Origin of the sequence: Pseudomonas sp. C2B4 (genome assembly GCF_013359695.1) — a bacterium.
Taxonomy (GTDB): domain Bacteria; phylum Pseudomonadota; class Gammaproteobacteria; order Pseudomonadales; family Pseudomonadaceae; genus Aquipseudomonas.
In genome coordinates this window covers 21,260-44,711 of record NZ_JABFMU010000023.1, presented here as the reverse complement: position 1 = coordinate 44,711, position 23,452 = coordinate 21,260, and the positions used below count along the sequence as shown (strand labels likewise).

22 protein-coding genes and 3 pseudogenes are annotated in these 23,452 nt (G+C 60.4%); 9 read left to right on the top strand and 16 right to left on the bottom strand.

Annotation, left to right across the window (positions count from 1 at the left end):
- Nucleotides 1-113 precede the first annotated feature (113 nt).
- On the top strand, nt 114-791 hold the full coding sequence (locus HNQ83_RS16330) for a hypothetical protein (protein WP_256669011.1): 678 nt from the start codon (nt 114-116) through the stop codon (nt 789-791).
- 426 nt (nt 792-1,217) lie between these two features.
- Here HNQ83_RS16330 and HNQ83_RS16325 read toward each other — a convergent pair whose 3' ends face one another.
- From HNQ83_RS16325 to HNQ83_RS16310, 4 genes and pseudogenes are all read right to left on the bottom strand, one after another.
- Nucleotides 1,218-1,589, bottom strand: coding sequence for a hypothetical protein (locus HNQ83_RS16325; RefSeq protein WP_023294894.1), 372 nt, complete (start codon nt 1,587-1,589; stop codon nt 1,218-1,220).
- On the bottom strand, nt 1,586-1,858 hold the full coding sequence (locus tag HNQ83_RS16320; protein WP_306156883.1) for a hypothetical protein: 273 nt from the start codon (nt 1,856-1,858) through the stop codon (nt 1,586-1,588). Before HNQ83_RS16320 ends, HNQ83_RS16325 begins: the two co-directional genes overlap by 4 nt.
- Before the next feature lie 89 nt (nt 1,859-1,947).
- A pseudogene (locus HNQ83_RS16315) lies at nt 1,948-3,048 on the bottom strand (sensor histidine kinase N-terminal domain-containing protein); the annotation flags it as partial.
- A complete protein-coding gene (locus HNQ83_RS16310; RefSeq protein WP_029299087.1) occupies nt 3,041-3,712 on the bottom strand; it encodes a response regulator in 672 nt (223 codons plus the stop codon). The pseudogene HNQ83_RS16315 and the gene HNQ83_RS16310, both read right to left, overlap by 8 nt.
- Nucleotides 3,713-3,959: 247 nt before the next feature.
- Here HNQ83_RS16310 and HNQ83_RS16305 point away from each other — a divergent pair, with 247 nt between their 5' ends.
- The 5 genes from HNQ83_RS16305 to HNQ83_RS16285 all read left to right on the top strand — a co-directional run bounded on the left by HNQ83_RS16305 (nt 3,960) and on the right by HNQ83_RS16285 (nt 9,416).
- A complete protein-coding gene (locus tag HNQ83_RS16305; RefSeq protein ID WP_076962517.1) occupies nt 3,960-5,252 on the top strand; it encodes an OprD family porin in 1,293 nt (430 codons plus the stop codon).
- Nucleotides 5,253-5,297: 45 nt separating this feature from the next.
- Nucleotides 5,298-6,281, top strand: a complete 984-nt coding sequence (locus HNQ83_RS16300; protein WP_076962518.1) for a tripartite tricarboxylate transporter substrate binding protein — start codon at nt 5,298-5,300, stop codon at nt 6,279-6,281.
- A gap of 130 nt (nt 6,282-6,411) precedes the next feature.
- Nucleotides 6,412-6,870: a tripartite tricarboxylate transporter TctB family protein gene (locus tag HNQ83_RS16295; protein ID WP_076962519.1), complete on the top strand. Its 459-nt coding sequence runs from the start codon at nt 6,412-6,414 to the stop codon at nt 6,868-6,870.
- A gap of 1 nt (nt 6,871) precedes the next feature.
- Complete coding sequence (locus HNQ83_RS16290) at nt 6,872-8,386, top strand: tripartite tricarboxylate transporter permease (protein ID WP_076962520.1); 1,515 nt, start codon at nt 6,872-6,874, stop codon at nt 8,384-8,386.
- Nucleotides 8,379-9,416 carry an AbrB family transcriptional regulator gene (locus tag HNQ83_RS16285; RefSeq protein ID WP_099167912.1) on the top strand — a complete coding sequence of 346 codons (1,038 nt, stop codon included), beginning with the start codon at nt 8,379-8,381 and terminating at the stop codon, nt 9,414-9,416. The genes HNQ83_RS16290 and HNQ83_RS16285 overlap by 8 nt, the downstream gene beginning before the upstream one ends.
- A 65-nt stretch (nt 9,417-9,481) precedes the next feature.
- Here HNQ83_RS16285 and ung read toward each other — a convergent pair whose 3' ends face one another.
- The 5 genes and pseudogenes from ung to HNQ83_RS16260 all read right to left on the bottom strand — a co-directional run bounded on the left by ung (nt 9,482) and on the right by HNQ83_RS16260 (nt 16,201).
- Nucleotides 9,482-10,177 carry a uracil-DNA glycosylase gene (ung, locus tag HNQ83_RS16280; RefSeq protein ID WP_162493905.1) on the bottom strand — a complete coding sequence of 232 codons (696 nt, stop codon included), beginning with the start codon at nt 10,175-10,177 and terminating at the stop codon, nt 9,482-9,484.
- A 164-nt stretch (nt 10,178-10,341) separates the two neighbouring features.
- Complete coding sequence (locus tag HNQ83_RS16275) at nt 10,342-11,715, bottom strand: IS1182 family transposase (protein ID WP_003458619.1); 1,374 nt, start codon at nt 11,713-11,715, stop codon at nt 10,342-10,344.
- Nucleotides 11,716-11,750: 35 nt separating this feature from the next.
- Nucleotides 11,751-12,776, bottom strand: a pseudogene (locus HNQ83_RS16270) (DEAD/DEAH box helicase); the annotation flags it as partial.
- Nucleotides 12,777-12,811: 35 nt separating this feature from the next.
- Nucleotides 12,812-15,601 (bottom strand): annotated as a pseudogene (locus tag HNQ83_RS16265) (Tn3-like element TnAs1 family transposase); the annotation flags it as partial.
- A 33-nt stretch (nt 15,602-15,634) separates the two neighbouring features.
- A complete protein-coding gene (locus HNQ83_RS16260) occupies nt 15,635-16,201 on the bottom strand; it encodes a recombinase family protein (protein WP_003159185.1) in 567 nt (188 codons plus the stop codon).
- A 181-nt stretch (nt 16,202-16,382) separates the two neighbouring features.
- On the opposite strand from HNQ83_RS16260, the gene HNQ83_RS16255 reads away from it, so the two are divergent.
- From HNQ83_RS16255 to HNQ83_RS31005, 3 genes are read left to right on the top strand one after another with little or no spacing between them, the layout of a single operon-like run.
- A complete protein-coding gene (locus HNQ83_RS16255) occupies nt 16,383-16,634 on the top strand; it encodes an AbrB/MazE/SpoVT family DNA-binding domain-containing protein (protein WP_003108276.1) in 252 nt (83 codons plus the stop codon).
- Complete coding sequence (locus HNQ83_RS16250) at nt 16,631-17,026, top strand: type II toxin-antitoxin system VapC family toxin (protein ID WP_003159186.1); 396 nt, start codon at nt 16,631-16,633, stop codon at nt 17,024-17,026. Before HNQ83_RS16255 ends, HNQ83_RS16250 begins: the two co-directional genes overlap by 4 nt.
- An 11-nt stretch (nt 17,027-17,037) precedes the next feature.
- Nucleotides 17,038-17,574, top strand: a complete 537-nt coding sequence (locus HNQ83_RS31005; protein ID WP_003159187.1) for a hypothetical protein — start codon at nt 17,038-17,040, stop codon at nt 17,572-17,574.
- Between the two features lie 529 nt (nt 17,575-18,103).
- On the opposite strand, the gene HNQ83_RS16240 is transcribed toward HNQ83_RS31005, so the two are convergent.
- Genes HNQ83_RS16240 through HNQ83_RS16210 form a run of 7 tightly spaced genes read right to left on the bottom strand, consistent with a single transcriptional unit; the run spans nt 18,104 to nt 23,451 of the window.
- On the bottom strand, nt 18,104-18,742 hold the full coding sequence (locus tag HNQ83_RS16240) for a hypothetical protein (RefSeq protein WP_175389887.1): 639 nt from the start codon (nt 18,740-18,742) through the stop codon (nt 18,104-18,106).
- 47 nt (nt 18,743-18,789) lie between these two features.
- The gene (locus HNQ83_RS16235) at nt 18,790-19,272 is read right to left on the bottom strand and encodes a hypothetical protein (protein ID WP_175389886.1); all 483 of its coding nucleotides are present in this window, start codon (nt 19,270-19,272) and stop codon (nt 18,790-18,792) included.
- A 14-nt stretch (nt 19,273-19,286) separates the two neighbouring features.
- Complete coding sequence (locus HNQ83_RS16230) at nt 19,287-19,892, bottom strand: phospholipase D family protein (RefSeq protein ID WP_175389885.1); 606 nt, start codon at nt 19,890-19,892, stop codon at nt 19,287-19,289.
- Entirely contained in the window at nt 19,882-20,211 is a 330-nt protein-coding gene (locus HNQ83_RS16225; protein ID WP_054902290.1) for a TrbM/KikA/MpfK family conjugal transfer protein, read from the bottom strand. Before HNQ83_RS16225 ends, HNQ83_RS16230 begins: the two co-directional genes overlap by 11 nt.
- 29 nt (nt 20,212-20,240) lie before the next feature.
- The gene (locus HNQ83_RS16220) at nt 20,241-21,146 is read right to left on the bottom strand and encodes a lytic transglycosylase domain-containing protein (protein WP_054902291.1); all 906 of its coding nucleotides are present in this window, start codon (nt 21,144-21,146) and stop codon (nt 20,241-20,243) included.
- Complete coding sequence (gene virB11 / locus HNQ83_RS16215; RefSeq protein WP_175389884.1) at nt 21,130-22,158, bottom strand: P-type DNA transfer ATPase VirB11; 1,029 nt, start codon at nt 22,156-22,158, stop codon at nt 21,130-21,132. Before virB11 ends, HNQ83_RS16220 begins: the two co-directional genes overlap by 17 nt.
- Nucleotides 22,159-22,167: 9 nt before the next feature.
- On the bottom strand, nt 22,168-23,451 hold the full coding sequence (locus HNQ83_RS16210) for a TrbI/VirB10 family protein (protein WP_094933918.1): 1,284 nt from the start codon (nt 23,449-23,451) through the stop codon (nt 22,168-22,170).
- Between the last annotated feature and the right edge of the window lies 1 nt (nt 23,452).

Here is a 23,452-nt window from a genome sequence, read left to right as displayed (position 1 = left end):
CGGTATTGCCGGAACCTTTCGCATTTAGATGACAGGATTATATGGCTGATTGGAAGAATATAGGCCAAGCCAGGTGGTATGACTGCAAACTGGGAACCATGAGAGACGAGGACTTGGCTCAGCTTGTCGGTACGAAAAAGAATGTAATTCGTTACCGGCGTCAGCTATTCGGTATCGAAGCTTGGAATGTAAGAATGGCCATCGAGCCCTACCGGCATTTGCTGGGCATAGAATCAACTCGCACTGTAGCGCGTCTTTGCGGGGTTTCAGCCTACAGCGTCGATCAATACCGGAAGTCTTTAGGGGTCAAGGCCAAGCCGGGACCGGCCTCACTCCCTAAACCAAAGCGTTTCCCCATCAACCACCCGTTGCGTCCCTACAAGCCGCTCTTAGGCCTTGTGCATGACCAGGACGTGGCAGATCTGGCAGGAGTATCAAGATCAACGGTTCGAAACTGGCGTGAAACGTTAGGCCATACCCCTGCTAAACCATTACCGAAGCCACGAGCAGCGGCCCCGCTAAAAAACTATGTCGGTCCGTGGCTGGGTTACGAATCACTGTTCGGATCAATGTCAGCCGCGAAGATAAGCCGCGCCGTGGGCGTGCCCTTCGCCGTTGTAGAACAGCGGCAGAAGTTTCTAGGGGCGACCCCATATCAGCGGGTTTCAAAATTGGCCCGGTACCAACATTTGGTCGGGCTCATTCCTATTGGTCTGTTGGCTAAACTTGCCGGTGTTTCCATCACTCGCGCTAGCGAATTTTGCAACACGGTGGTCGTCAAGCAGAGCTAGGATAGCCCCTGGCAGCCAGGGGGCCCCCTGGACGGCAGAACAAAGCAACACCAAGGGCGCGGCCCTTGTCAACGCGCTGGGGTCGCCCAGGCCTCGGGTGCGCGGGGTGGTGAAGCTACCCCACACACCCCGGCGCAGACTGGGGGTCACTGCGCACCGTCAAGCAGAATACGCCTGCGGCGGTCCTGCGGACGCGGAACCCACCTTCGGCGGGGCCCCCGCCATTCCACTTGCCTACGGTCCCGGCGTCGATGGTACGAACGCCCACGACCCTGTGTCAGTGATAACGTTGAATCGGCTAGGTCTTATCGAACCCGCTTACATCAAGTTCAAGACGTTCGAGCCTGGCGGACACGACGACCGTTATGGCGAATATGGTCCAACTCGGGGTTGTAAGCCGGAAACCCAGAAATTTCCGTCAGCCGATCAACATGGCTTGTCTCGCGCTTGGTCGATGAGTTCCTGCATCGCCCGCATGACTTCTTCGTGGGTGTACGACTTGGCGTTGGGGTCGTCGGCCTCTCGGAGAGCTTCCTCGACCTCGCGGGTCATCCGCGCATATTCTTCCGGCCACAGCGCTTGCTCCATGCGCAGCGACGCCTGCCCAAGCAGGTGCAGCAGGCCGAACAGCCGCATGTCATTGGTGGCGACGACGTGCTCTCGAATCCGCTCCTGGATCACCTCGCAGGCCCGATGCGCCTCTGGCGTCGCCGTGCCCTCGTAGCCGGCTGGGAGTTCTGCTTCTTCAGCGATTCGCGCCCAAGCGATAGCCAGCGCCTCGATGGTGGACAGGTTCATTTGCTCATCCACTTGCGCAGCAGACGCTTTTTCAGGGAGGCGCGCTCTTGCGGATTGCGTCCCTTGTGGTTGGCAATGCGATCCGCCGTGGCGGCCTGGCGCTTGATGGGCCAGTAGGAGCGGCCATCCTTACCCATCGACCAGACGTTGCTGACCTGGTTTTCCAGTAGAGGCAGATGGGCGCATAGAGCTTCCGGCGACGCGCTGGCCAGCGCGGTGCGCTCGTGGGTTCGCCAGCGGCCTGGCGGCACATCCTGCTGAACGGGCATTACACCTTCCAGACTGACGGCAAGTTCATCGACCTGGATGCGCTCGTGGCGGGACTGGAACTGGGCTGACGGAAATTTCGGCGGTTCCGGCTTACAACCCCATTCAGCAAGGTCGGCTCGCCACGCAACCACACCGGCTCATCGGCCTCCAACGCCAGCGCCACGCCCCGCGCATGCGCCAGGGGCGCCATGGCCATGCCCAACTCACGGGCCAATTGGCTGAGGTCGAGCAACTGCGCGCCACCTTCGGCAATCGCCCGCGCACCGTTTTCGATGCGGGCCAGGGACAGCAACTGATTGGCCAGGTGGGTCAAGCGATCCGTGCCTTGCGCCGTTGTTTCCAGGGTGCTGCGCCAGATCGCCGGCTCCTCGGCGCGCAGGCCCAACTCCAGCCGGGCCTTGAGGGCCGCCAGCGGGGTGCGCAATTCGTGGGCCGCATCGGCGATAAACTGGGCCTGGCGCTCGAACTGCCCGCGCAGGCGTTCGGTAAAGTGGTTCAACGCTCGCACCAGCGGCCCGAATTCGTGCTGCACCTCAACCAACGGCAAGGGGCGCAGATCATCCGGCTGGCGCTCTTCCACTGCCGTGCGCAAGCGCTCCAGCGGGCGCAACGCCGCACTCACCGCGAACCACACCAGCAACAAGGCACCGACGGCCAGCATGCCCAGGCGCAGCAGAGTGTCGGCCATCAGGCTGCGGGCCATGCTGACGCGGGCTTCGTCGGTTTCGGCCACACGGATTTCGGCCATGCCGTTCATATTCGGCTCCGACACCGCCTTGAGCAGGCTCACCACCCGCACATTCTGCCCCTGGTACTTGGCGTTATAGAACCGCGCCAGGGCCGGGTAATCGTCGGTGCGTGGCGTACCGGGCGGCGGGCCAGGCAGGTGTTCGTAGCCTGAAATCAGCTTCTGGTGAATATCATTGACCTGGTAGTAAATCCGCCCGGCGCTGTCGTAGGCGAAGGTGTCCAATGCCACGTAGGGCACATCGGCGCTCAGGGTGCCGTCACGCTGGGACAACCCAGCAGCGATGGTGCGGGCCGAGGCCAGCAGGGTGCGGTCGTAGGCGGTGTCGGCCGCCTCGCGACCGTTCCAGTAGGCACTCAAGCCGCTGGCCAGCATCAGCACCACCAACAGCAATGCCAGGTTCCACAGCAAACGCCAACGCAGGCTGCTGTGCTTACGCATCGCGGGCTTCCAGCAAGTAACCAAGGCCGCGGAAGGTAACGATGGCAACCGGCTGGCCATCAAGCTTCTTGCGCAAGCGATGCACATAGATTTCGATGGCGTCGGGGCTGGCTTCCTCGTCCAGGCCAAATACCTGGGACGCCAGTTGTTCCTTGCTCATGACCCGGCCAGGACGGGCGATCAGCGCTTCAAGCACCGCCTGCTCGCGGGAGGTCAGCGTCAGCAGTTCACCGCCGAGGGTAAAACGCCGGGTTTCCACGTCATACACCAGCACCCCGCAGGTCTGCTGCCGCTCGCCGCCCAGCACACTGCGGCGCAACAGGGCCTTGACCCTGGCTTCCAGCTCGGTCAACTCAAAGGGCTTGGCCAGATAGTCATCGGCCCCCAGGTTAAGGCCATGCACCCGATCCTTTACATCGCTGCGGGCGGTGAGCATCAACACCGGCAGGTTTTTCCCACGGGCCCGCAAGCGCGCCAGCACCTCGAAGCCGTCCATGCGCGGCAGGCCCACATCGAGAATCGCCACCGCGTACTCCTCGCTGCTCAAGGCCAGGTCCGCAGCCACGCCATCGTGCAGCACATCCACCGTCAAGCCCGTGCTCTTGAGCGCCTGGGCCACACTTTCGGCGAGTTGCAAATGGTCTTCGACGAGCAGGACACGCATGGATTCTTACCTCGTTAAGGGGTGGCCGACGCCGCCCCGGGTTGACCAACTCGCGGCGCAGTTTACAGCCGCAGCCTGTGCTGTGAAGCCCGAAAACATGGAAAGGGCGTTGAAAGGTTAGTGAAAGGTTCGCCCATTAGCATCCAAAAACGGATGGTTATACCTTCCGAGCTATCTGACCTATAGCGCCCGAAAAACGCCCTGATGCGTTTTCGCCAAATAAAAACAATAAACGGAGTGCACACCGATGCTGCCTACACGGCCCAATACTTGCCCGTCTGTTCGTTTTTCCCGCCTGACCCAGACCGCCCTCGCCAGTGCCGCTACCCTTGCCGGCTTTTCGCCGCTTGCCCAGGCTGCCTTCTTTGAAGACAGTAGCGCGACCCTGGAAACCCGCAACATGTACTTCAACCGCGACTTTCGCGACGGCACCAGCGCCCAGCAATCCAAGCGCGACGAGTGGGCCCAGGGCTTTATGCTCAACCTGCAGTCGGGCTACACCGACGGCACCGTCGGTTTTGGCGTGGATGCGCTGGGCATGCTCGGGGTCAAGCTCGACTCCAGCCCGGACCGCACCGGCAGCGGCCTGCTGCCGACCCACGATGATGGCCGCGCCGCCGACGAATACTCGAAGCTGGGCCTGACCGGCAAAGTGAAAATCTCGGCCACCGAGCTGAAAATCGGTTCGCTGATCCCTGAGCTGCCAATCCTCAAGCCCAACGACGGGCGCATCCTGCCGCAGACCTTCAACGGCGGCCTGCTGACCTCCAAGGAGTTCAAGAACCTGACGTTCACCGGTGGGCGCCTGGACAAGGTCAAGGACCGCAACGACAGCAACTATGAGGATATCGCCCTCAACAACAAGAACGGCCGCTTCGTCAGTGGAGCCACCGGCAAATACTTCAACTTCGGCGGCGTGGACTACAAGTTTGCCGAAAAAGTCACCGGCAGCTACCACTTCGCCCAACTGGACGACGTGTACCGCCAGCACTTCCTCGGCCTGCTCACTTCCAGCCCGATGGGCCCCGGCACCTTCGCCGCCGACATGCGCCTGGCCATCAGCGATGACGCCGGCAGTGCACGCGCTGGCAACATTGACAACAAATCCTTCAGTAGCATTTTCAGCTACGGCCTCAACGGCCATAAACTGAGCGCCGGCTACCAGCGCATGTTCGGTGACAGTGCATTCCCCTATGTGGATGGCAGCAACCCGTACCTCATCAACTTCGTGCAGCTCAACGACTTTGCCGGCGCCGAAGAACGCTCCTGGCAGGCCCGCTACGACTACGACTTCGCCAAGCTGGGGATTCCCGGCCTGAGTTTCATGAGCCGTTACATGTCCGGTGACAATATCCAGCTCAAGAACGGCGACACCGGCAAAGAGTGGGAACGCGACACCGAGATCAAATACGTGGTGCAAAGCGGCACCCTCAAGGACGTGGCCGTGCGCCTGCGCAACGCCACCTACCGCTCCAACTACTCGGCCCGGGACGCAGACGAAGTGCGCGTGCTGGTCAGTTACAGCGTCGCGCTGTGGTAACCGCTGAAAGTCATCTCCCCAATAACAACAATGACGGAGTTCCTCATGTCTTCATCCCTACGTAAATTTGCCCTGGCCGCCGGCTGCATGCTGTTTGCCGGTCAACTGCTGGCCGCCGAAGAACCCAAGCGCCCGGAATGCATCGCACCGGCCTCCCCCGGCGGTGGTTTTGACCTGACCTGCAAGCTGGTGCAAAGCGCACTGATCAACGAAAAGCTGCTGAGCAAGCCGATGCGCGTGACCTACATGCCCGGCGGCGTCGGGGCGGTGGCCTACAACGCCGTCGTGGCCCAGCGCCCCGCCGATGCCGGCACGCTGGTGGCCTGGTCCAGCGGTTCGCTGCTGAACCTGGCCCAGGGCAAGTTCGGGCGTTTTGATGAGAGCGCCGTGAAATGGCTGGCCGCCGTCGGCACCAGTTATGGCGCGATTGCGGTCAAATCCGACTCGCCCTACAAGAGCCTCGACGACCTGGTCCAGGCCCTGAAGAAAGATCCGAGCAAAGTGGTGATCGGCTCCGGCGGCACCGTCGGCAGCCAGGACTGGATGCAAACCGCACTGATCGCCAAGGCCGCCGGGATCAACCCGCGTGACCTGCGTTACGTGGCCCTCGAAGGCGGCGGCGAAATCGCCACCGCCCTGCTCGGCGGGCATATCCAGGTCGGCAGTACCGATATCTCCGACTCCATGCCACACATCCAGAGCGGTGATATGCGCCTGCTGGCGGTGTTCTCCGAGCAGCGCCTGGACGAGCCGGAAATGAAGGATATCCCGACGGCCAAGGAGCAAGGCTACGACATCGTCTGGCCGGTGGTGCGTGGTTTCTACCTCGGGCCAAAAGTCAGCGATGAAGACTACGCCTGGTGGAAAGCCGCGTTCGACAAACTGCTGGCCTCCGAGGACTTCGCCAAGCTGCGCGACCAGCGCGAGCTGTTCCCGTTCGCCATGACCGGCCAGGAGCTGGACACCTACGTGAAGAAACAGGTGGCTGACTACAAAGTGCTGGCCAAAGAGTTCGGCCTGATCCAGTAATCGCCCCTCTGTGGGAGCGGGCTTGCTCGCGAAAAACTGCAACGATGACGCGTGCTGCCTGGATACACGCGATGTCCTGGCGTTCTTCGTGAGCAAGCTAGCGCCTATACGAGTCGCAAAGGAGTCCCCTATGCTCTTACAACGCATTTTCGCTGGCGTGATGTTGTTGGTCTGCATCGGCCTGGCGCTGATGGCCTGGCCCTATCAGGCGGCCTTTTCCTACGAACCCGTAGGACCCCGGGCGTTCCCGCTGCTGCTGCTCGGGCTGATGGGCCTGGCGTTGATCTACATGCTGATTCGTCCGCAACCCACCAAACATACTGAAGATGAACCGGCGCTGGACCGCCCGACCCTGGTCAAGATCGGGATCTGTGTGGTCTTGCTGCTGGTGTTTGCCGCCACGTTTGAACCCCTGGGTTTCATGCTCAGCAGCATGCTGATCGGTATTCCGATGGCACGGCTGTATGGCGGCCGCTGGCTGCCCAGTGCGGTGGTCATCACCTTGATGAGCGTCGGTCTTTATCTGCTGTTCGATAAAACCATGGACGTGCCGCTGCCCCTCGGTCTGCTCGACGTTCTGGAGAACTGATATGGATACTTTTGGCTATTTGGGCCAGGGTTTCGGCGTCGCGCTGAGCCCCTATAACCTGGTGACCGCACTGATCGGCACCCTGATCGGCACCGTGGTTGGGCTATTGCCAGGCCTGGGGCCGATCAATGGCGTGGCCTTGTTGATCCCCATCGCGTTCGCCCTGGGCCTGCCGCCCGAGTCGGCGCTGATCCTGCTGGCAGCGGTGTACCTGGGCTGCGAATATGGCGGGCGGATCAGCTCGATCCTGCTGAACATCCCGGGCGAAGCCTCCACCGTGATGACCACCCTCGACGGCTACCCGATGGCCCGTAAAGGCATGGCCGGTGTAGCGTTGTCGTTGTCGGCCTGGAGTTCGTTCATCGGTGCGTTTATCGCCACCTGCGGCATGGTGCTGTTCGCACCGCTGCTGGCCAAATGGGCGATAGCCTTCGGCCCGGCGGAATATTTCGTCCTGATGGTGTTTGCGATTGTCTGCCTGGGCGGCATGGCCGGTGACAAACCGCTGAAAACCTTTGTCGCAGCGCTGATCGGCCTGTTCCTGTCGGCGGTGGGTATCGACGCCAACAGTGGCGTGTACCGCTTCACTGGCGACAATATTCACCTGACGGACGGCATCCAGTTCGTGGTCCTGGTACTGGGCCTGTTCTCTATCAGTGAAATCCTCCTGCTCCTGGAAAAAACCCACCGCGGCCAGGAAGCCGTGAAAGCTACCGGACGCATGATGTTCAACGTCAAGGAAGCCTTGTCGGTGTTGACGGTGAACATACGTTGCGGCATCTCGGGCTTTATCATCGGCGTGCTGCCCGGTGCCGGTGCGACCATGGCCTCGGCCGTGGCCTACATGACCGAGAAACGTATCGCCGGCGCCAGTGGCAAGTTCGGCCAGGGCGACATGCGCGGCCTGGCCGCCCCGGAAACCGCCATCGGCGCTTCAGTCTGCGGCGCCATGGTGCCAATGCTGACCCTGGGCGTTCCAGGCTCGGGCACCACGGCGGTGATGATCGGCGCCCTGTCGCTGTACAACATCACACCTGGCCCGCTGCTGTTCCAACAACAACCGGACATTGTCTGGGGCCTGATCGCTTCGCTGTTTATCGCCAACATCATGCTGGTGGTCCTCAACATCCCGATGATCCGCATCTTCACGCGCATCCTTGCCGTGCCGAACTGGGCACTGGTGCCGGTGATTGCCATCATCACCGCCATTGGCGTCTACGCGGTCCACGCCACCACCTTCGATCTGTTCCTGATGATCGGCATCGGCATCTTCGGCTATATCCTGCGCAAGTTGGATTTCCCGCTGTCGCCACTGCTGCTGGGCTTTATCCTCGGCGGCCTGATGGAGCAGAACCTGCGTCGGGCGCTGTCGATCTCCAACGGTGCGCTGGAGATCCTGTGGTCCAGCCCGATCACCTTTGGCGTGTGGGTGCTGACTGCAATCATGCTGTTCGTACCGCTGCTGCGCATCTGGCGCAAGCGCGCCCTGCAGCGTCGTGCTGTAGCCGATGTCTGAGGTCAGCCTCAGACATTGGTGGGGAACACCGCTGGTCGGCCTGGCCGGCGGTTACCTGGCCAGCCTGATCGGCTGGCCTTTGCCGTATATGGTCGGCTCGTTGCTGGCGATCATCCTGGTGCGTTGCCTCACCCCTTGGCAGTTGGCCGAGATTCCCGGCGGGCGCAAATGCGGGCAATGGGTGGTGGGCATCGGCATCGGTCTGCACTTCACCCCGTTGGTGGTCGAGCAGGTGATGAGCCACTTTGGCCTGATCTTCTTCGGTGCGCTGGTCACCAGCCTGTCGAGCATTGTCGGTGTGTGGCTGATGCGCCGCAGCGGTGAAGACCGCGCCACCGCGTTTTTTTCGAGCATGCCGGGCGGTTCCGGCGAGATGGTCAACCTGGGCGCGCGCAATGGCGCAGTGCTCAGTCGCGTGGCCGCTGGCCAGAGTCTGCGGGTATTGCTGGTGGTGCTGTGCGTGCCGGCGATCTTCAAGTACTTGCTGGGCGGCGGTGCGCCACAGTTTCACCCGGCGCCCGTGGATTGGGCCTGGCTGGCCCTGTTGTTTCCCGTCGGCGCCCTGGTCGCCTGGGGTTGGCAGCGCCTGCGCCAACCCAACCCCTGGTTGTTCGGGCCGTTGCTGGTCAGCGCCATCGCCAGTATCACCTGGGATCTGCACATCGGCCTGCCCGACGGCGGCAGCCAAATCGGCCAATGGTTGATCGGCAGCGGCCTGGGTTGCCACTTCAACCGGCAGTTCTTCCGCCGGGCGCCGTCGTTCATGGGCCGTACGGTGATTGGCACACTGCTGAGCATGTTGATCGCCACCCTGGCGGCGCTGGGCTTGAGTGCGTTGACGCAGTTGGATCTGCGTTCGCTGACGCTGGGCATGATGCCCGGCGGGATTGCGGAGATGAGTTTGACGGCGCAGACCCTGCAACTGTCGGTGCCGTTGGTGACGGCAATGCAGGTGATGCGACTGTTGTTTGTGTTGTTCCTGGCGGAGCCGTTATTCCGCCACTGGAACCGCCAGCCGGGCACCGTCTAAAAGCTGGCACCTCTCTACTGTGGGAGCGGGCTTGCTCGCTCCCACACACCCATTGGCGTTGAGCCTTAGATAGGCGGCAACCGCCACTCGATCGGCGTCTCGCCATTTTGCTCAAGAAACTTGTTGGTCCGGCTGAAATGCCCACACCCCAAGAACCCGCGATACGCCGACAACGGCGATGGATGCACCGAGGTCAGCACCAGGTGCTTGGTCGCATCGATCAGCTTCTGCTTGCCCTGGGCATGGGCGCCCCACAGCAGGAACACCAAATGCGGCTGATGCTCACTGACCACCTCGATCACCCGGTCGGTAAAGAACTGCCAGCCCTTGCCCGCATGGGCGTTGGCATTGGCGCGCTCCACGGTCATGGTGGTGTTGAGCAGCAACACGCCCTGGTCAGCCCAGCTTTGCAGGCAGCCGTGGCTGGGGATATCGATATTGAGGTCGCGCTTGAGCTCTTTATAGATATTGACCAAGGACGGCGGCGCCGGCACGCCCGGCTGCACCGAGAAGCACAGGCCATGGGCCTGGCCGGGGCCGTGGTACGGGTCCTGGCCGAGGATCACCACCTTGACCTTGTCCAGCGGCGTAGAGTTGAGCGCGTTGAAGATCAGCGGGCCCGGCGGGTAGATTTCCTTGCCCGCCGCGTGCTCCTGGCGCAGGAACTCGCGCAGCTCGTTCATGTACGGCTGCTCGAACTCCTCGCGCAGGGCGTGTTTCCAGCTCGGTTCGAGTTTGATACGGTCGTCGGCAGTCATCAGAAAAGCATCATGTAAAAAAGAATGGGCGAACCCTAGCAGCCTGTCGGACTTGAATTCATAAATGGACAGAGCGCGACAAAGACAAAGCGAATTGCCCACTATTTGAGCGTTTTTAACCGGTTGTTGCCCTGAATTTCCTGAATTCGAGCGGATTCAGCCTCTGTTCACGCATTTTGAACGGAATGCGGGCGCAACGTGGCCATGCGTTTCAAGTTCCACGCCAGGCACACCAGGGTCCATTCGTTCTGGACATTCGCCAGACCGCGCAGCAGGAACTGACGGAAGCCCATCACCGACTTGATGATTCCGAATACCGGTTCCACCGTCTGCTTGCGCTGCCCATAGGCCGCGCGCCCGGCCTTGGTCTTGAGTCGGTGCTTCATTTTGTCGACCGGACTGGTCGGCTCCGATGACGCTGCCGGCTCTTCGAAACGCTCGCGCCAGTGCCGATGGTGGGCGTCGCGGCCCACGGCAATCAGGGGCTCGATCCTGGCGGCCTCGCAGGCTTCGACATTCTTCTCGCTGAAGTAGCCGCTATCGGCCAGGAATTTCTCCGGCTGGTTCAGCTCCTCGGGAAGCGCTTGAAGCTTGGCCAGCATCGGTACGACCTGTTCCTTGTCGTTGCCCGCCTGGGTCACATGCGGCGCCATGACCAACATGGATTCGCTATCGACCAGCGCTTGGGCGTTGTAGCACTGCTCGAAGCCGCCACCAGCCACCTTCATGATGCGCGACTCTTCGTCGGTCAGGTTGATCTGGTCGTCCGGGCGCGGGCCCACCTGCGGCGGCTTCGGCGGTTTGCCTCCAGGCTTCTTGCCGTTGGCCTTTTCCTTGGCCTCGCGCTTGTCCAGCTTGGCTTGATACTCGGCCTGCTCGCGCTCGAGGCGTTCCTTGGCCCGCGCTTCGATCTTGGTCTTGGCTTCTGCTATGGCGGCCAGGCGGTCTTCGCGCCGCTTGATCTCGTCGGGCAGACTGACCCCGTCGGGGAGGTCGCTCTGATCGGCCGCTTCTGCCAGCTTGAGCATCTCCTGGACCTCGGCCTTTAGCTGGGCCTCGATCTTCTCGGCGTGAGCATAGGACAGGGCGCTGTGCCGCGAGGCATTGGCGTGGATCTTGGTGCCGTCCAGACTGACCGTGCCAAAACGCGAGACTTGGTTCTCGCGCGCGATTTGCAGTACCTGCACAAAGGTCGCGGCGAACTGCTCTCCGTGGCGACGGCGGAAGCTGGCCAGGGTGTCGTGATCCGGGTGCTGGTCGCAGGCGATAAACCGGAACGCCAGGGAGTCATAGCTGGCTCGCTCGATCTTGCGGCTTGAATACGCACCCGTGGCATAGCCGTAGATCAGCAACGACAGCAACATAGCCGGATGGTAGGCAGCGCTGCCACGGCCCGCATAGACGCTCTCCAGCTTCGACAGATCCAGGCCCTCTACGACCTCCACCACGTAGCGCGCCAAATGTGACTCGGGCAGCCAGTCCTGCACCGACGGCGGGAGCAAGTAGTCGATTTCGCGGTTTATCGGTCGAAAGCGGCTCATACAGTCAGGTTCCAGGAGCGATGCGCAATTCTACCGGCGAGGGGAAAAGTCCGACAGGCTGCTAGAAGCGTTGTGTCCCTACGAGCCAGTGCCTGTCTCAGTTCAGCTGTCAGGGTTGCAGCCAGCCTGGCGTATGCCGCGGCTTGCTCATCAGCCATGTCCACCTCGACGAACTCCTCATCGTAGGGTGGCAGCACGTTTCCACCGATGTCCTTGAGTTTCAGGAAAACGGTGAATGGCAGCACGTACCTCAAAATCCCTTTCGGACCAAACCCTGGCGCTTTTACAGACCTCACACTCACAGCTTTCCCACGAGCAGTTTTGTGCGACCGCGAGTCCTTCTCGGTGTAGATGTCCTTTAGCACCCCATGCTCTCGCATGAACGCCATCGCGGCCGGCGCCAGACTTCCCCGCTCATTGGGCCGATACCCGTCCTCAATCATTCGCCTCGAAAGGATCCTGAACAGCAGGTAGAACAGGTCATCGGCATAGCCTCCCATCAAGGTGCCCGTCAGCAGCAACGTCTTGCGCGCTTTTGCTGCCAGAACACCCATCGCTTGGCCTTGTGCAGTGCCAGCATTCTTGTACTCATGGCCCTCATCCACGATCAACAGATCAAACGTGTGGTCCGGCAGATACCGCTTGATGAACTCGGTCGGTTGGTAACCGCCCTCGCCCAGGCCGAACTCGATGTTTGCCATTGCCCGCTCCATGCGCTTCGCCTGTTTGTCGCTGAAGACGAAGTTGCCGTCGCGATCCATCAGATTGATGAACTCATGGACGTTGTCAGCCAGCATTGAGGCGAGAAACTCCTCTCCGAACTGGCCTACCAGCTGCTCAGCCTTGACGGGGCCGATCGTTGGTATGCGACACATGGACTTGAGAATCACGGAACGCCGGCTGCTACCTTCAGGCTTGCCTGGACGCATCAGCGTCCATAGCCGCTCGCCGCAATGAGGACAGCTCTGCCGGCGCTCATCGAGCTGGATCTGCTCGACGGTCCGATAGTTGCCCTCGTCATCCGTGAGCTTGGTGAAACAGCGAGGACATTGCGCGACTGCCAGGGGCGAATAGAGAAAACGGAAAAAATCGTACGCTAAGGTTTTCCGGGCAACCGTAGCGGCCTGAACTTCCCGTCTTCAAGCCGACGGCTCTGCCGCCAGACGTAATCGCCGGTTAGGTTGATGTGTTCCCAACCCAGCGGCGACAGGTATTGCAGCAGCTCGCCGTCCACCGGCTTACCAGCCTCGACCAGCCCCTGGGTGGCGCGTTCCAGATACACTGTGTTCCACAGCACGATAGCCGCCGTCACCAGGTTGAGGCCGCTGGCCCGGTAGCGCTGCTGCTCGAAGCTCCGATCCCTGATTTCGCCGAGGCGGTTGAAGAACACCGCCCTGGCCAGGGAGTTGCGCGCTTCACCCTTGTTCAGGCCGGCATGCACGCGACGGCGCAGCTCGACGCTTTGCAGCCAGTCGAGGATGAACAGCGTGCGCTCGATCCGGCCCAGCTCGCGCAGGGCCACGGCCAGTCCGTTCTGGCGCGGGTAGCTGCCGAGCTTGCGCAGCATCAGCGAGGCGGTGACGGTGCCCTGCTTGATCGAGCTGGCCAGGCGCAGGATGTCGTCCCAGTGGGCACGCACGTGCTTGATGTTCAGGGTGCCGCCGATCAGCGGGCGCAACGTCGGGTAGGCTTGCACGCCCTGCGGCACGTACAGCTTGGTTTCGCCGAGGTCGCGGATGCGCGGCGCGAAGCGGAAGCCTAGCAGGTGCATCAGGGCAAAGACGTGATCGGTGAAGCCGGCCGTGTCGGTGTAGTGCTCCTCGATCCGCAGGTCGGACTCGTGGTACAGCAGGCCGTCGAGCACATAGGTGGAATCGCGGACGCCGACATTCACCACGCGGGTGCTGAACGGCGCGTACTGGTCGGAGATATGGGTATAGAACAGCCGTCCCGGCTCGCTGCCGTACTTCGGGTTGACGTGCCCGGTGCTCTCGCCCCGGCCACCCGCGCGGAAGCGCTGGCCATCGGAGGATGAGGTCGTGCCGTCGCCCCAGTGGGCGGCAAAGGCGTGGCGATACTGGTGGTTGACCAGCTCGGCCAAGGCCGCCGAATAGGTTTCGTCGCGGATGTGCCAGGCTTGCAGCCAGGACAGCTTGGCGTAGGTCAGGCCGGGGCTCGACTCGGCCATCTTGGTCAGCCCGAGGTTGATCGCATCACCGAGGATTGCGGACAGCAGCAACGTCCTGTCTTTGGCCTCGGCCCCGTCCTTCAAGTGGGTGAAGTGGCGGCTGAAGCCCGTCCAGTCGTCCACGTCCATCAGCAGTTCGGTGATCTTGATGCGCGGCAGTAACTGGCTGGTTTGGTCGATCAGCGCCTGCGCCCGATCCGGCACCGCCGCATCCAGCGGGGTGATTTTCAGCCCTGACTCGGTGAGGATGGCATCGGGCAGCTCGTTGTCCTTGGCCAGGCGGGTGACGGTGGCCAACTGCTCGTCCAGCAGCTGCAAACGCTCTTCCAGGTACTGGTCGCTGTTCGGGTTGATCGCCAGGGGCAGGGCCTGCTCGCGCTTGAGTGCGGCGAACTTCTCGGCCGGCAGCAGGTAGTCGTCGAAGTCGCGGAACTGCCGCGAGCCCTTGACCCAGATGTCGCCGGAGCGCAGGGCGTTCTTCAGCTCGGACAGGGCGCAGATTTCGTAGAATTTCCGGTCGAGGCCTTCCGGGGTGATCACCAGCGGCTTCCAGCGCGGCTTGATGAAGGCCGTGGGTGCATCGGCCGGCACCTTGCGCAGGTTGTCGGCGTTCATCTCACGCAGGGTCTGCACGGCTGCCAGCACGCCTTGCGCGGCCGGCGCGGCGCGCAGTTCCAGCACCTCCAGCAAGGCCGGCGTGTAACGGCGCAGGGTGGCGAAGTTCTCGCCGACCAGGTGCAGGTGGTCGAAGCCTTCCGGCCGGGCCAGCAGCTCGGCCTCGCTGACGCTCTCGGTGAACTCGTCCCAGGGAATCACCGCCTCGATGGCGGCATAGGGGTCGCTGCCGCTTTCCTTCGCTTCCAGCAGCGCCTGGCCGATCCTGGAGTACAGGCGCACCTTGTCGTTGATCGCCTTGCCCTGCTTCTGGAACTGCTGCTGATGCTTGTGCTTCGCGCCGCTGAACAGCTTGACCAGGATGCGGTCATGCAGATCGACCAGCTCATCGATCACGGTCGCGGTGCTCTCCAGCACCACGGCGGCCAGGGTCGCGTAGCGGCGCTGCGGCTCGAACTTACCGAGGTCTTTGGGCGTCATCTGCCCACCCTCGCGGGCCAGCTTGAGCAGGCGGTTCTGGTGGATGTGCCGGCCCAGGCCTTCGGGCAAGTCCACCAACTGAAATGTCTTCAGCCGCTCGATGTGTTCCAGCATGTGCCGAGAGTTGGGTTTCAGCGGTGCCTGGCGCAGCCAGGTCAACCAGGTGATGCTGCTGCCGGCCTTGAGCTTCAACAGCTCGTCCAGCTTGGCCCGATGCGAGTCCGTGAGTGGTTCGACCAGGGCGCGGTAGACCCGCCGATTGGCTCGCGCAATGGCTTCCGAGCAGGCCCGGTCAATCACGCTCAGCGCCGGCAGGATGCGTCGTTTCTGCCGTAGGCTCTCCAGGGCCTGACCGGCCAGCAGCAAGCCTTTGTCGGTCTGCTGGGCCAGCTCGGTTAGCTCGCGCACCAGGGCGCGGAAGTCGGACAGGCCGAACGGGGCCAGTTGCAGGTAGGTGCGCAGTTCCTGGGCATGCTCGCGACGGGTCACGTCGCGCTCGCCGTACTTTGCCCAGCTCGCCGGCTCGGCCTGGACTTGCTTCGCCACCCACAGGATGACCGGCTCGGGCAGCTCGCTGTCGGTTCCCAGCGCGTAACCGGGGTAGCTGTCATTTTCAGAAGACGACTGCACGGAATATCAGGAGTCGGCTGCACTGGTGGATTGCAGCGCGGTGTACAGGGCCGTCTTGCTCACCTTGAGCCGTGTAGCGGCCTCTCGGACATTAAGCCCGTTGGCGATGTGCTCCCGCGCTCGCTGCAACTTGTCGGCGGTGACAACCGGCTTTCGCCCGCCCTTCCTCCCACGAGCGGCGGCGGCAGTCAACCCGGCCTTGGTGCGCTCGCGGATCAAGTCGCGCTCGAACTGGCCCAGCGCGCCGAACACGTGGAAGATGAGCCGCCCGCCTGGCGTGGTGGTGTCGATGGCTTCCGTCAGAGAACGGAAGCCGACGCCTCGCGCTTCCAGCGCGCCTATCGTTTCGATTAGGTGCGGCATAGAGCGCCCGAGCCGATCCAGCCGCCAGACGGCCAGCACGTCGCCGTCGCGCAGGTAGGCCAGCGCATCAGCCAAGCCGGGGCGGTCGGCCTTGGCCCCGGAAGCCGTGTCCTCGAAAACGCGCTCGCAGCCTGCCTTGCGTAGCGCATCCGTCTGCAAGGCGGTGTCCTGTTCCGCCGTCGATACCCGCGCATAGCCGATCAGTGCCATTTGCCGCCTCTCTTGTCCGTCATTCCGTCCGCCTATCTTAATGTCCGACAACCCGTTGTGCAATAACTTTGCTGGACAGTGTCCGGCATGGCCGACTAATGATCGTTTGACGGACATTGACGGTAAGGCATTTTTGCATTACTATGTGAAGCATCAACCTTGATTGCGAGGGCAAACCACCATGACCACATTGACCGTTACCGCACGGGGACAAGTGACGTTTCGGAAGGACGTACTGCAACACCTCGGCATCAGGCCAGGCGACAAGATCGAGCTGGACTTGTTGCCAGACGGTCGGGGCGTGCTCAAGGCGGCACGGCCCGCAGGGACGATAGCCAGCTTTGTCGGCCTGCTCGCGGGCAAGACGCAGAAGGTTGCCACCATCGAAGAAATCAACGAGGCGGCGGCGCAAGGCTGGGCAGGTAAGCAATGAAGGTCGCAGTCGATACCAACGTCCTTGTGCGTGCGGTTGTGCGTGACGATCCCGCACAAGCGGACGTTGCCGCCGCAGTCTTGACCGACGCCGAGTTGATCGCGGTCGCGCTGCCGTGCCTATGCGAATTTGTTTGGGTGCTGCTGCGTGTCTACGGCTTCCAGCAAGCCGACGCGGCCAGCGCGATCCGGGCACTACTGGCCGCCGCGAATGTGGAAGTGAACCGGCCTGCCGTGGAGGCTGGCTTGCTGGTGCTCGACGCGGGCGGAGACTTTGCCGATGGCGTCATTGCCTACGAAGGCAACTGGCTTGGCGGGGAAACCTTCGTTTCCTTCGATAAGAAGGCGGTGGCACTTCTCACGGCGCAAGGGCAATCAACGCGCCTTTTGTGACGGACATGAGCATGAACGAATTCCGCCGACTGGCCGCGAAGATCGACCAACACATGCAGCAGCTTGCCGCCCAGGGTGTCAGCGAGGCCCATGCCATCATCAATCGCATGATGGGGTACGGGCCTGACCTGCACAGGATTTGGGTCGGCACATCCGATCAGCAGCTCATGGCGCTGTCCCGCGAGTTCCCAGGGTTCTACCGCTACGCCCGCATCATGGAAGAGGCATCCGAAGCCGAGCGCCGCAAGGCTTCGCGGCCCTATGACGGCATGGCCGAGTTCTCCGAACAGCACAAGCAAATGGGCGCGCAACTGCTGACCACGGCGGCCACGCTTGAGCGTGGCTACCAGGCGTTTCGTGCGAGCGGCAGTCTCCAAGACTTCCGGCCTCAGCTCGACGAGCTGGGCCGCCTGCATCGGCAATGGCTGTCCGACCTGGAAGCCTTCAAAGACTCGCTGCGCACGCAGGGCGCAGAACCCAAGGTGCTGGAATACGTGAACGAGGCTTTCGGCCGCCTGGCCGAGCGCATCAAGCAGCTTGCCGGTTGATCGCCGGAATTTTCGGCGGTTCCGGCTTTGTCGCGCCGTGCACAAGAGTTCTGAGCAATTCCGATCTCTCGCGGCGCTTCGTGCATAGAACTTCTGACCGTTCCCGGTCAGAAGTTCTATGCACACACGGCGGCCAGCCCAGTGAACTGGTGCAGTCGCCTTCTGAAAACGACATTTGGGGAGCAATGGAACCGAAAACCAACGTAAGCACGAATTAGAGTTCGCTTTACTCGTATGTGACTGTTGATTGGAGAACTCTGATTGTCGAAACGAGTTTATCGAACCGCTTTTCGGATGTTTACGGTCCTTCCTGATGTTCGTTAAAGCGGTTTCATAAAACGGTGGTTTTATCGTACTCCCCAGACAGAGCGCTGGTTTGCGGGCAGGTACTGGGCTTAAGTGCGTTTACTGTTCCATTGCTCCCCGAACCCCTTGACCGCGCTTCGTTCTGACAGCATGGCGCGCTTCCACATTTACCGCAGGCAGCAAAAAGGGGGCAAAGCCCCCTTTTCAAACAATCTACCTATGTTCAGTCTCGGCCCATTCCGCCGAACCCCTTTGGCTGGTGCGAAGGCACCTTTTGTTCATGCTGCAGCTGACGGTCTTTGACGATGCCTACACCGGCGAAAGGGTAACGAATGGAAAGGTCTTTCCCACTTTGGACAAGCCCGGACTTAGCGCTGCTCAGCGCAGAGCGATCATGCGCAATGTGCGTCACTCGATCACCGTTCACAATCTGCTGGATGACTTGGTTCTCTTTGAACCCGACAACCTTACCTTCGTAGGTTTTGCCAGTTACAGCGTGCTCGAACGCCGGCATATCCGCTTGTTTTGAACGGGCTTGCTCATGTTCGACTGGCTTACCTGCTGCAGCGCCTGCCAGCTCCTTCTTGCTCAATTCGAGGGCGTCTTTGAACGACGCCTTGAACTCAGCAGCGCCAGGTGCATTATCAAACGGCAAATCCTTGTATGCCTTACCTTCATGCACACCGGTGCCAGCGTACATTTTCGGACGATCACCGGGCTCTTGTACCAGGATCATCGGTTTATTGGTCAAGTCTGCCTTGAACCACGCTTCTCCCGCAGCCTTTGCGTCAGTGAATACCTGACGCTCTTTGCCTTCCTGATTGATGGTGTAGGTGGTTTTAGTAACGTCTTCTTTGGCCATGTCCTAATCCTCTTATCTGTCCTAGATCTGCAGCAATTGAAAGCGGATTAAACCCGCCCTATTCCAGCGGCGCCTTTCGGCAGGCGTTCCGGTGATCTTTGTCCATCCAGCTCCAGGGCTGGCTTCGCTATGCCGACGCTTTCAGACACATAACGAACGCTCACTGACCTGTCATTGGTGAACACGTTGGATTGCGCGCTGTTGAGCGACGTGCGCTTGTGTTCAATCAAAACATCGTAACCATTGACCCGTGATGCTTGATAAAACGACTGGGAATCGCGATGAACGATTGGACCTTCGTAGGCCCTGCCAATGTCCGGCTGGATAGCTGGACCGTACTTTTGAAACAGCTCGAAGGATGGCTCACTACTGCGCTTATGATCGGTCGCCCAGTCTTCGGCATTCCGTGGCGAAGCGTTCACATGCTCTGCTACGTTCTCACCAGGTCGCTTGGCTCCAGTCAGCTGATAAGCACCACGTTCACCCTGTTGCGTTCGATCCTTGTCCATTGGGTTTTCGTCTTTGTCCATTGGTAGACCCTCGCTCAATATTGCGGCTTGAAAGCTTTGCCCTGATCCCACCGGCTTTGCCAGTGGTTCAGGTATTGCTCGGCGAGATCGGCATCATTCCAAACCACCAATGCGTTCTCGCTGTTGCTCTTGGCGGCGGCAGCGGTGTAGTTGAAGCTTCCGGTTTCTACCGCTTTGCCATCCACTACGATGAACTTGTCATGATGAATCGCGTAAGTGCTGATAGTGCGCGTCGGTATGCCAGCACGTACCAGGAGTGACAGAGCGTGTTTCCCAGCCCGTGAGCCGTTGCCCTGCAGGTTGCCTTGGTAATCAGCAACCACCGCCACATCGACCCCGCGCTGTTTCGCAGTGATCAATGCTTTCGCAACATCAGGACTGGTGAACATGTAGGCCGAGAGCCTGATCGAGCTGGAGGCTGAATTTATGGTTCGCAGTACCAAATCGCGGGCAGATCCTTCCGGAGAAAACCCCACCTCGATACGGCGGGCACCATCAACATCGACAGCCACCGCTGACGACTTGGCGTCCGTGGGCTGGTTCGCCCATGCAATCGGCGACACCAAGCCAAATAGCGCGGAGAAGGCAAAAATACGGAAAGCGTGCAACTTAGAATCCATTGCGTGAGCCTCCCCACTGATCGTTTGCTTTTTTGGCCCCAGCCTGATCACCAACGCATTGCGCCACGAAATTCCCTCGAGCAGCGGCAGTGCGTGAAGGGCTGAAGTGCCCGTGCTTGAATCTCACGATGCTGAAATAGCGCTTGAGATATTTGTTGCAATCACCATCGCGGGACATGCCAAGCAGACAAAGGGTTGCGCCACATGCGTCCTCATTACTGTTGTCCCCATCCGAGAAGTCTGTAGGGGGCTGCGCGCCTGCTTGGGCAGCACCTGCGAATGCCAAGGTCGCCATAAAAGCTAAAAAGTGTTTGCGCATTGGGATCTCCTTTTCTCGCATGCGAGAAATCAGTTGATTATCTGTACGAATGAAGGGGCAGATTGTTGTTGCTGTACGGGCATTGCCGCTGGCTCTGCATTGGCAGTCCGCGCGTCGAAGGCTGTGAACTGCCGTTTTTCCTCGGGCGCATCGCCGGTATCCAACTGGACCTGAATCTGCGGCTTTTGCTGTGCTTGAGGCTGGGCCTGTGCTACCGCCTGACCATTTGCATCCGTGAAGGTCAACCACGGGCCTGCAGGTTGCTCAGCGGCTCCCTGAGCGCGCTTACGAGCTTTCGATGGGGATTTGGTGCTAGCGACTACAGGAATGGCTTGCGCGGCTTCCTGAATGTCGAACGCGGGCACAATCGGATCTTCTGCCGTTGGATTACTTGCACGGTCGACAACCTTTTCGACGTAGGACATTTCCCCAGGATGGTCTGGTTTGAAACCGCGCAGTTCGTTGCCGCTGTAATACATCGACGTTGCTTTCAACAACGCTTCTTGCTTCGTGCTGCTGGTCTTGAGGGCCTGACTGTAATACTCGATCAGCAAATTGCTGATCGCCTGCAGGTTGCGGCATGGCTCGAAAACATCTTGATAGCTCAGGCCCCGGGCTCGCATGTTCGTAACCAACAATTGCCCCAAGCCCATCGCGTAACGATGACCATCCCGCTCCAGTTGCTCAGCCGTCGCAACGGCTTCGCTCAGGGACTGGGGTTGACGCTCTAGACGAGTACCAACTACGCCAATGGCATAGGGGTTGAACGAAGATTCATTGCCTATCAGCGCTTTGAGAGTTGACGCATGAACGTTCGGCGCGCACTTAGCTGCCAGTTCGGAAAAGCGCTTGGGCTGTGATTCTTCGGCGGCAACGTGGCCGACAAGGCAGGCCGATGCGAGGATGGCCAGCGCGAATTTAGGCAGCTTTTGCATATTGCACCTCCGTGATGTAACGACGGCCATCAAAGCCATATTCCCACTGGATCACTACGTCGATCAGCTGACGGGCGAATTCCACAAGTTGGTTTTTGCTCATGTCGGAACCGCCACGCGATGCCATCGACGCAAGCCGGTCAAACATCAGGTCGGGGCTATCCGCGTGGATAGTGCTGAATGAACCGCTATGACCGGTGTTCAGCAATTCAAGATAGGGGTAAGCCTCAGCACCGCGAAGCTCGCCCATGATTGCGCGGTCAGGCGTAAGACGGAGAATCGATTCAAGGTGATCAAACGGCGTGACTCGCGCTTTGCCTTGGCCACCTCGGGAATAGATCAAATGAACCACGTTCTCGCTTTTGAGACGGATCTCGCGGGTATCTTCGATTGTGACGATCCGCTCATTAGGGTCTACATGCTGCAACAGCATGTTGAGGAAGGTGCTTTTGCCCGCGTTTGTCCCTGCCGAAATCATGATGTTTTTGTGGGCCTTGACGCACCCAATGAAAAATTCCGACCAGCGCTTGGCGCGGTACAACTCGACCAGGTGATCATCGCTGTACTGATCTGGCGTGCGTGCCTCGTTGATCTGGTCAAACGCTCCCGAAGCGATGTATTGGTCCATCGTCAGCTGAACGCGGCCAGGTTTACGAATACAGACGATGCCGCCGATATGTTGCTCAACGGCAGGCGCAAGCACGCACTGGACTCGATAGTCGCCACGTTCCGAGTCCGCTACGTGGTCGCTCATGTCCATAGGGATGCGACCGGAAAGGATCGGCGTATAAGCGTTGACCTCTTGCTCTGTATGCGCCGCAATCAACTCGGCTAGCGACTTGATCAGCGGAAGGGTGACGCCATCCACAGCGACGGGGCGCATGAAGCGGCTACCGCGATACGCCGCCCATACGTTGCCTGGACCGTTGATAGCGATCTCGGATACCGCTGGGTCATCGAGCAGGAAATCAAAACTGCGCAGCTTTTGGCGGAACGAAGCAATCTCAGACATGGAAAAACCTCAGTTAATGAATTTCACGCCGCCGTTGTCAGCCTCTTTGGCTTCCTCGGCGAACTGTTCGGTGAAGTCCAAATCACGCTGCAGGTAGATCACCACGCGTGAGCCATGAGGAACGGTGACTGTCGGTTGAATGTTTGCGTACCGGCTAAGAATGGTTTGCGAAGACTCAGCGGCAGCCTCTTGCACTTGAGTGCGGTACTGAGACGCGGAGTTGTCTTGATCGCCCGAGGAAACGCCGGAGTTGGAAGCACCCGCGCCGATGATCGAAACGGCAGCAGCAACACCGAAGATCTGCGCCCAGTGGTTATCAACGACACCACCTTGGCCAGCGGAACCCAGCTGATCAGATCCAGCGCTATCCAATGGAATTTCCATTGCACGGCGACCCGCCAACTTGGGCATACGCAACCAGTTCCAAACGGTGAATAGGCGCTCTTGACCAGGTGTCAGACTGGCGTTGTAGCTCCCGCACACCGAAGACCCCCAAGGGATCATTACGCGGCGACCCTCCGCTGCATAAACGTCCTGAGCAGTGGTTACGCAAATCTGACCGGGCAATTGACTCTGCGCACGTGGCTGCAAAGTCGCCTCGATTGCAGCACCCTGCAGAACCTTGAACTGCAAGTTCTCCAGAGCCCGAGCTTTCGCCACCGGCACGCCGGTGGAGTAAGTCGACGATGCGAAATTCTCGTTGGCATTGCGGGAGACGTGCCCGGAATTACCCGAGTTACCGCCCAGCAACGACCCACCGGCTGACTGTTGAGCTGGATCTTGATCGTCACGACCTTGCGCAAAACCATCGTCCTTTGCAGTTGCAAAGATCGCAGAGCGCTGGCGCGCAGCGAGCATCTGTTTGCGTTTAATTTCTTCCTGTAATTCCAACGCTTGTCGCTGACGTTCAGCTTCGCTCAAACCCTCCTGTTGAGTCTGACGCTCAGCTGTTGAACGCGGTGTGTCAGCAGGTGCGCCAGGCTCGCCATCGTTGCTCACTGGCTTGACCTTCGCCGCTTCGCGCTTAGGTGTTGGGTCTTGGACCTTACGGCGCTCAGCCGCGACTATCTCATCGTTTTTTGCAGGGGCAGCAGGCTCGCCACTGTCATGCTTGAGCCAGTACACAAAGCCACACGCCACAACCGCTGCGCCAATCATGAGAACGCCGCTGCGCTTTCCACCAGAACCAGCCTTTAGCATCGAGTTCGATTGCGACTCGTTCCATTCGGCCATTTCTTCTTCGCGGGTTTTATCCGCTTGCTGATCAATTGGCTTGATAGGTTCCTTCGCCATG

Coding starts and splice junctions, on each gene's coding strand:
- HNQ83_RS16325 (WP_023294894.1), bottom strand. CDS start 1,589: ATGAACCTGTCCACCATCGAGGCGCTGGCTATCGCTTGGGCGCGAATC.
- HNQ83_RS16320 (WP_306156883.1), bottom strand. CDS start 1,858: ATGCCCGTTCAGCAGGATGTGCCGCCAGGCCGCTGGCGAACCCACGAG.
- HNQ83_RS16310 (WP_029299087.1), bottom strand. CDS start 3,712: ATGCGTGTCCTGCTCGTCGAAGACCATTTGCAACTCGCCGAAAGTGTG.
- HNQ83_RS16305 (WP_076962517.1), top strand. CDS start 3,960: ATGCTGCCTACACGGCCCAATACTTGCCCGTCTGTTCGTTTTTCCCGC.
- HNQ83_RS16300 (WP_076962518.1), top strand. CDS start 5,298: ATGTCTTCATCCCTACGTAAATTTGCCCTGGCCGCCGGCTGCATGCTG.
- HNQ83_RS16295 (WP_076962519.1), top strand. CDS start 6,412: ATGCTCTTACAACGCATTTTCGCTGGCGTGATGTTGTTGGTCTGCATC.
- HNQ83_RS16290 (WP_076962520.1), top strand. CDS start 6,872: ATGGATACTTTTGGCTATTTGGGCCAGGGTTTCGGCGTCGCGCTGAGC.
- HNQ83_RS16285 (WP_099167912.1), top strand. CDS start 8,379: ATGTCTGAGGTCAGCCTCAGACATTGGTGGGGAACACCGCTGGTCGGC.
- HNQ83_RS16275 (WP_003458619.1), bottom strand. CDS start 11,715: ATGAGCCGCTTTCGACCGATAAACCGCGAAATCGACTACTTGCTCCCG.
- HNQ83_RS16260 (WP_003159185.1), bottom strand. CDS start 16,201: ATGGCACTGATCGGCTATGCGCGGGTATCGACGGCGGAACAGGACACC.
- HNQ83_RS16255 (WP_003108276.1), top strand. CDS start 16,383: ATGACCACATTGACCGTTACCGCACGGGGACAAGTGACGTTTCGGAAG.
- HNQ83_RS16250 (WP_003159186.1), top strand. CDS start 16,631: ATGAAGGTCGCAGTCGATACCAACGTCCTTGTGCGTGCGGTTGTGCGT.
- HNQ83_RS31005 (WP_003159187.1), top strand. CDS start 17,038: ATGAACGAATTCCGCCGACTGGCCGCGAAGATCGACCAACACATGCAG.
- HNQ83_RS16240 (WP_175389887.1), bottom strand. CDS start 18,742: ATGGCCAAAGAAGACGTTACTAAAACCACCTACACCATCAATCAGGAA.
- HNQ83_RS16235 (WP_175389886.1), bottom strand. CDS start 19,272: ATGGACAAAGACGAAAACCCAATGGACAAGGATCGAACGCAACAGGGT.
- HNQ83_RS16230 (WP_175389885.1), bottom strand. CDS start 19,892: ATGGATTCTAAGTTGCACGCTTTCCGTATTTTTGCCTTCTCCGCGCTA.
- HNQ83_RS16225 (WP_054902290.1), bottom strand. CDS start 20,211: ATGCGCAAACACTTTTTAGCTTTTATGGCGACCTTGGCATTCGCAGGT.
- HNQ83_RS16220 (WP_054902291.1), bottom strand. CDS start 21,146: ATGCAAAAGCTGCCTAAATTCGCGCTGGCCATCCTCGCATCGGCCTGC.
- virB11 (WP_175389884.1), bottom strand. CDS start 22,158: ATGTCTGAGATTGCTTCGTTCCGCCAAAAGCTGCGCAGTTTTGATTTC.
- HNQ83_RS16210 (WP_094933918.1), bottom strand. CDS start 23,451: ATGGCGAAGGAACCTATCAAGCCAATTGATCAGCAAGCGGATAAAACC.